Genomic DNA, 5882 nt, shown 5'->3' on the forward strand with positions numbered 1-5882 from the left:
CGATCAAGGGCTTGGTCCCCGTCCCCGACGCCGCGAGCACTTTCGTGATCGCCGCCGTCAACGTCGTCTTGCCGTGGTCGACGTGACCGATCGTCCCGATGTTCACGTGCGGTTTCGTCCGCTCGAATTTCGCCTTTGCCATTCCCTATCTCCGTCGTTACCGACTTATTGCCGGTCGAGATAAATCTCGACCGCTCCCTTGAGAGGAGCCGTCATCTACGATGACGGTCCTTTGCCTGTGTTTTTTGCGATGATCTCTTCCTGGATGTTCTTCGGCACTTGTTCGTAGCGAGCGAACTCCATCGTGTAGCTCGCGCGCCCTTGCGTCCGGCTCCTCAAGTCTGTCGCATATCCGAACATCTCGGACAGCGGCACGTCCGCCTTGATCTTCATGATGTTGCCGGGCTCGAGGTCTTGCGCATGGACCTGACCACGCCGGGCAGACAGATCGCCGATGACGTCGCCCATGAACGACTGCGGAGTCTCGACCTCCACCGCCATGATGGGTTCCTTGATGATCGGGCCCGCGGCCCGGTTCGCTTCCTTGAACGCCATCGAGCCGGCGATCTTGAACGCCATTTCGTTCGAATCGACTTCGTGATACGAACCGTCGAAGACGACGGCCTTGAAGTCGAGCACCGGATAACCGGCGAGGACTCCCGCGAGCGCCGCTTCGCGCACGCCGGCTTCGACAGCCGAGACGTACTCGCGCGGGATCGCGCCGCCGACGACCTTGTTCTCGAACACGACGCCTGACCCGGCGACGAGCGGTTCGAGGCGGATCCAGCAATCGCCGTACTGACCGCGTCCACCGCTTTGCCGGACGAAGCGGCCCTGCTTCTCGACCTGCTTCGTGATCGCTTCCTTGTACGCGACCTGCGGCTTGCCGACGTTCGCGGCGACCTTGAACTCGCGCAGCATCCGGTCGACGATGATCTCGAGATGGAGCTCGCCCATGCCCGAGATGATCGTCTGCCCGGTCTCTTCATCCGTGAACATGCGGAACGTCGGATCTTCTTCGGCGAGCTTTTGAAGCGACTGGCCGAGCTTCTCTTGATCCGCCTTCGTCTTCGGCTCGATCGCCTGGCTGATGACGGGCTCGGGGAACGTGATGTTCTCGAGCACGATCGGATGCTTCTCGTCGCATAACGTGTCGCCGGTCGTCGTGTTCTTCAGCCCGACCGCCGCCGCGATGTCGCCCGCTTCGACGCTCTCGACGTCTTCGCGATGGTTCGCGTGCATGCGCAGTATGCGGCCGATGCGTTCGCGATGGCCCTTGGTCGAATTGTAGACGTACGAGCCTGCCTTCAGCGCGCCCGAGTACGTCCGGAAGAACGTCAGCTTGCCGACGTACGGATCGGTCATGATCTTGAACGCGAGCGCCGAGAAGTGCTCGGTGTCGGACGGCTTGCGCGACAGCTCGCGATCGGGGTGGTCGGGATCGATCCCGACGACGTCGGGGAGGTCGACCGGCGAGGGCAGATAGTCGACGATCGCGTCGAGCAGCGGCTGGATGCCTTTGTTCTTGAACGCCGAGCCGCACAGTACGGGAAGCACGGTTCCCTTGACGGTCGCGATGCGCAACGCCGAGCGCAACTCGTCGGGGCTGATGTGCTTGCCTTCGATGAACTTCTCCGTGAGGTGCTCGTCGGTCTCGGCGACGGCTTCGACGAGCTCGCCGCGGTAGCGGTGCACGTCCTCGAGCATATCGTCGGGGATCTTCGTATCTTCCATCGTCTTGCCGAGGTCGTCGGTATAGACGATCGCGGTCTCGTCGATGAGATCGACGACGCCCTTGAACTTGTCTTCCTGGCCGATCGGAAGCTGGATCGGCATCGCGCGCGCGCCGAGGCGTTCGCGGATCTTCGTCACGGCGTTGTAGAAGTCGGCGCCGGTGCGGTCCATCTTGTTGATGAAGATGATGCGCGGAACCTTATACTTGTTCGCCTGGCGCCAGACGGTCTCGCTCTGCGGCTGCACCGCGGCGACCGAATCGAAGAGCGCGACGAGGCCGTCGAGGACGCGCATCGAGCGCTCGACTTCGACCGTGAAGTCCACGTGGCCGGGCGTATCAATGATATTGATGCGCGTGTCGCGCCAAACGCACGTCGTCGCGGCGGACGTGATCGTGATGCCGCGCTCCTGCTCTTGCTCCATCCAGTCCATCGTGGCGGCGCCTTCGTGGACCTCGCCGAGCTTGTGCGTGCGCCCGGTGTAGAACAAGATGCGCTCGGTGCACGTCGTCTTGCCCGCGTCGATATGCGCCGCGATCCCGATGTTGCGGGTATTCGCAAGCGTGAACTCTCGCGTGTGAGCCGTCTTTCTGTCGCGCTCTGGGGCGGCGACCGCTTGACCTGATTTCACCATCTATAATGCGCGAATGCCTTGTTGGCCTCGGCCATCCTGTGTGTATCCTCGCGCTTCTTCACCGAAGCGCCTTGGTTATTCGCCGCGTCGAGCAGCTCGCTCGCGAGCCGTTCCTGCATCGTCCGGCCAGGACGCGAACGGGCGAAGCTGATGAGCCAGCGCATGCCCATCGCTTGGCGGCGATCCGGGCGCACTTCCATCGGCACCTGGTACGTCGCGCCGCCGACCCTGCGGGGGCGGACTTCGACGAGCGGCATCGCGTTGTTGAGCGCCTGCGTGAAGACTTCCATCGGATCTTTGCCCGTCTTCGACTTGAGGATGTCGAACGCGCCGTACGTGATCTGCTCCGCGGTGCTCTTCTTGCCGCGCAGCATGAGCTTGTTGACGAAGCGCGCTATCGTCCGCGAATTGAAGCGCGGATCGGGCAGCACTTGGCGCTTGGGCGCGGGTCCTTTTCTCGGCATTGCTTCCTTACGTCTTTGGACGCTTCGCGCCGTACTTCGAGCGCGATTGTTTTCTGTTCTGGACTCCCTGCGTGTCGAGCGTGCCGCGCACGATGTGGTAGCGGATGCCCGGCAGGTCCTTCACGCGGCCGCCTCTGATGAGGACGACCGAGTGCTCTTGGAGGTTATGGCCGATCCCAGGGATGTAGGCCGTCACCTCGATGCCGTTCGTGAGCCGGACGCGCGCGACTTTGCGAAGCGCCGAGTTCGGCTTTTTCGGCGTGATCGTCTTCACTTGCGTGCAGACGCCGCGCCGTTGCGGGTTGCCCTTCTTGATCGTCTGCGATCGCTGCGGAAGATCCGGGTGACCGGGTTTCGCGCCGGTCAGCGAGACCAAGAACGCCGGTGACTTCGACTTTTTCTTGACTTTCTCGCGCCCTTTGCGCACCAACTGACTGATCGTCGGCAACCTGAGGACCCCTCTTCCGATCGTTGCGGATCGCGTCGTAAAAGAAAGGAGACAGTAGCTTGTCGGCCGCTGCCTCTCCCTCGGGGATTCCCGCCTCACGAACGTTGTTGGGGTGGGTCGTTTACCTCCCGAGATCGAGGTCGACGTCCGCGCCCGGAGGCGCGTGAACTCGGCCTAAAAATACGGGTACCGGATACCGACACCCGCGGAACCTTCGTATTCTACCAAACGGTACGAAGTGCCGTCAAGCACAGTTTGTAGCGGTGTCGCTGCGGCCGTGTATTCGCTCTATAAAGAAGAAGAAACGCGTCGAGCTCGCCGGCTCCGTTCCGCCCGACGGAACCACGCCTATGCGCAGACGAGCCCTACCACCTGATCGAGCGAGGTGATAGAGAAATCCGGCGCAGTCACGCCGTCGGGATACGCCTGAGCCTCGAGGTCGGCCCAGACCGTCAACATACCCGCGTTTTTTGCCCCGACGACGTCGGTCAGGGGCGAATCGCCGACGTATATCGATCGCTGCGGCGAAACGTCCAGACCTTGCGTCGCGATCTCGAATGCGCGCGTGTCGGGCTTCCAAGCGCCGATCGATTCCGATACGTACACCGAGCCCTCGAAGCCGATCGCCGCCGCCTTTGCCATCTGCAGCTCGGTCCAACCGTTGCTCAAGATAGCGACGGCAAGACCGCGCGCTTCGAGCGCTGCGATCGTCCGAGCCGCGCCCGGCGTCGGCTCGAGACGGGCCGGCACGAGCTCGAGCGCGAGCGATTTGTAGAGATCGACGATGTCGCCGCCGTACGAACAGCCGGCGAGCGCGGTCCGGATCATGTCGGCAAGCCGCACGATGCCGCTCCGGAACAGCGCGAGCGCGGCACCGATCTGCTCGCCCGTCAGCGGCGCCGCGCAATAGCGCTGCGACAGTTCGAGCAGCACGGTCTCCTCGAGTTTGTGGTCGACGCCGAGCGTGTGGTCGAAGTCGAACAGCACAGCCTCGACGCCGCGTCGCGCAGCCGAGGTCAAAGGCTCACTTCGAGCATGTCAGGTCGATGCGGAAGTCCGCCAGCCCCTTGTAGTGCGGAACCCCATCACGCTTGTTCTGGGCGGTCTTGTCGAACGTCACCAAGAGCCGCACCGGCTGGTCTGTCGGATCGAATGGGCTCCAACGGAAGTTCTGCGAGTACGAGTACCCGCCGCCAGGCGCGAAGGCGTGGTAGGCAAGCTTCTGCCACGTCAGGGTCGCGACCGTGCTGTTCGAAGAGGCGACATTGTCGCCGCTCTTCGTGATCAAGAACTGGTCGAGGATGCCCGTGTCGCCGGGCGAGCCGCTCTTCACCAACGCGATCCAGTCTTCGGCGACGAGCCAGCCGATCTGCGGGCCGCCTTCGAGCACGTCCGGCGAAACCGTGCGCGCGCGTACCTTCCACAAGCCGTTCGAGAGCCACTGGTTGCGGCAGCCCGCGATCGCGGTGATCTGATTCGATCCGCCTTGCGCCGTCGCCGCAGCACCCGTCGCAACGCAATTGAGGTCGAAGTGGAAATCGTACTGCCGGGTCGAGAACTGCGGCTGTGCTGTGTGCGTCGCGAGCGTGTCGCCGTCGAAGGTGATATCCACCGCTTCGGGCTTGTCGTTGGGATCGACGTTCAGGTCGAGGAAGGTCTGCGTATACGTGAGCTCGGCGGCTTGAGCGAAGTCGTGGTACGCGACGGTCTGAAAAGAAAGGGTGCCTCTCGTCGTCGAGCTCGCCGCGATCTTTCCGTTCGCCAGCTCGAGCGTCTCGTCGACGATCATCGAATTGACGGGCGCGATCTCTTGCGTCGTGCCGTTGCGCCAGACTTCCGTGACATCCCAACCGGTCTGCTTCCCGTCGTCCATGTGCGGCGCGACCTTTGTCACCTCAGCCCGCCACACGCCGTTGAACAGCCACTGGTCCTTGCAGCCGTTCCGGCTGTGCCCGGCCGACGCCGCCCCGGCGCCGTGCGCACCGCTCGAGAGCGCGATGGCGAGCGCCAAAGCTGATGCTAAAAGGGTCCGTCCGACGAGGATATGCCGCATGAACAGCCTCCTTTGGGACCGCGCGTAGGCGGTCCGTTCACGCCAGACCGTAACACTTCTTGCGTCCACGTGGCGTCCAGCGCAAGCCGGAAAGACCGTAGCGGTCGAGCTAAAGCTCGACCGCTACGGGGGGCAGCACGCGTACGGGGTCCGCGAGGCTACATGTCGAGTTCGCCGAGCGGGTCGGGCGTCGTCGGAACGACGACCGGCTCGTCGGATGAAATCGAGGCTGAGGATGTCACGCCGGCAAGTTCGGCCTCGCCGTCGCCAAGGCCGATGGCCTCGGGTTCCGGCGATTCGAGGTCGGCGAAGATGTCGATCTCGCGATACCGAGGTTGGCCCTTCGCCCACACGTCGACGCCGCGATAGCGCGACATGCCGGTGCCGGCCGGGATGAGCTTGCCGATGATGACGTTCTCCTTCAGGCCGAGCAGCGAGTCCGACTTGGCGTGGATCGCCGCGTCGGTGAGCACCCGCGTCGTCTCCTGGAAGGAGGCCGCCGACAGCCACGACTCGGTGGCCAGCGACGCCTTGGTGATCCCCATCAGCA

General features: G+C 63.5%; 6 protein-coding genes and 1 pseudogene. All 7 read right to left on the reverse strand.

Annotation, left to right across the window (positions count from 1 at the left end):
* Nucleotides 1–142 (reverse strand): GTP-binding protein (locus VFO25_03890; GenBank protein ID HET9342048.1); only part of this gene is annotated, 142 nt, incomplete at its 3' end.
* Nucleotides 143–216: 74 nt separating this feature from the next.
* Complete coding sequence (gene fusA / locus VFO25_03895) at nucleotides 217–2367, reverse strand: elongation factor G (GenBank protein HET9342049.1); 2151 nt, start codon at nucleotides 2365–2367, stop codon at nucleotides 217–219.
* A complete protein-coding gene (gene rpsG / locus VFO25_03900) occupies nucleotides 2361–2831 on the reverse strand; it encodes a 30S ribosomal protein S7 (GenBank protein HET9342050.1) in 471 nt (156 codons plus the stop codon). Before rpsG ends, fusA begins: the two co-directional genes overlap by 7 nt.
* A gap of 7 nt (nucleotides 2832–2838) precedes the next feature.
* Entirely contained in the window at nucleotides 2839–3279 is a 441-nt protein-coding gene (rpsL, locus tag VFO25_03905) for a 30S ribosomal protein S12 (GenBank protein ID HET9342051.1), read from the reverse strand.
* A 348-nt stretch (nucleotides 3280–3627) separates the two neighbouring features.
* The gene (locus VFO25_03910; GenBank protein ID HET9342052.1) at nucleotides 3628–4299 is read right to left on the reverse strand and encodes an HAD family hydrolase; all 672 of its coding nucleotides are present in this window, start codon (nucleotides 4297–4299) and stop codon (nucleotides 3628–3630) included.
* A gap of 4 nt (nucleotides 4300–4303) precedes the next feature.
* Nucleotides 4304–5332 (reverse strand): hypothetical protein, encoded by a 1029-nt coding sequence (locus VFO25_03915; GenBank protein HET9342053.1) that lies wholly within the window; start codon nucleotides 5330–5332, stop codon nucleotides 4304–4306.
* Nucleotides 5333–5697: 365 nt separating this feature from the next.
* A pseudogene (locus tag VFO25_03920) lies at nucleotides 5698–5882 on the reverse strand (hypothetical protein).

The organism is Candidatus Eremiobacteraceae bacterium (assembly GCA_035710745.1).
Classification (GTDB): Bacteria; Vulcanimicrobiota; Vulcanimicrobiia; order Eremiobacterales; family Eremiobacteraceae; genus JANWLL01.

Excerpts from the sequence above, each read along its gene's own strand:
- VFO25_03915 (HET9342053.1), bottom strand. The coding sequence starts at position 5,332 with ATGCGGCATATCCTCGTCGGACGGACCCTTTTAGCATCAGCTTTGGCG.
- fusA (HET9342049.1), bottom strand. The coding sequence starts at position 2,367 with ATGGTGAAATCAGGTCAAGCGGTCGCCGCCCCAGAGCGCGACAGAAAG.
- rpsG (HET9342050.1), bottom strand. The coding sequence starts at position 2,831 with ATGCCGAGAAAAGGACCCGCGCCCAAGCGCCAAGTGCTGCCCGATCCG.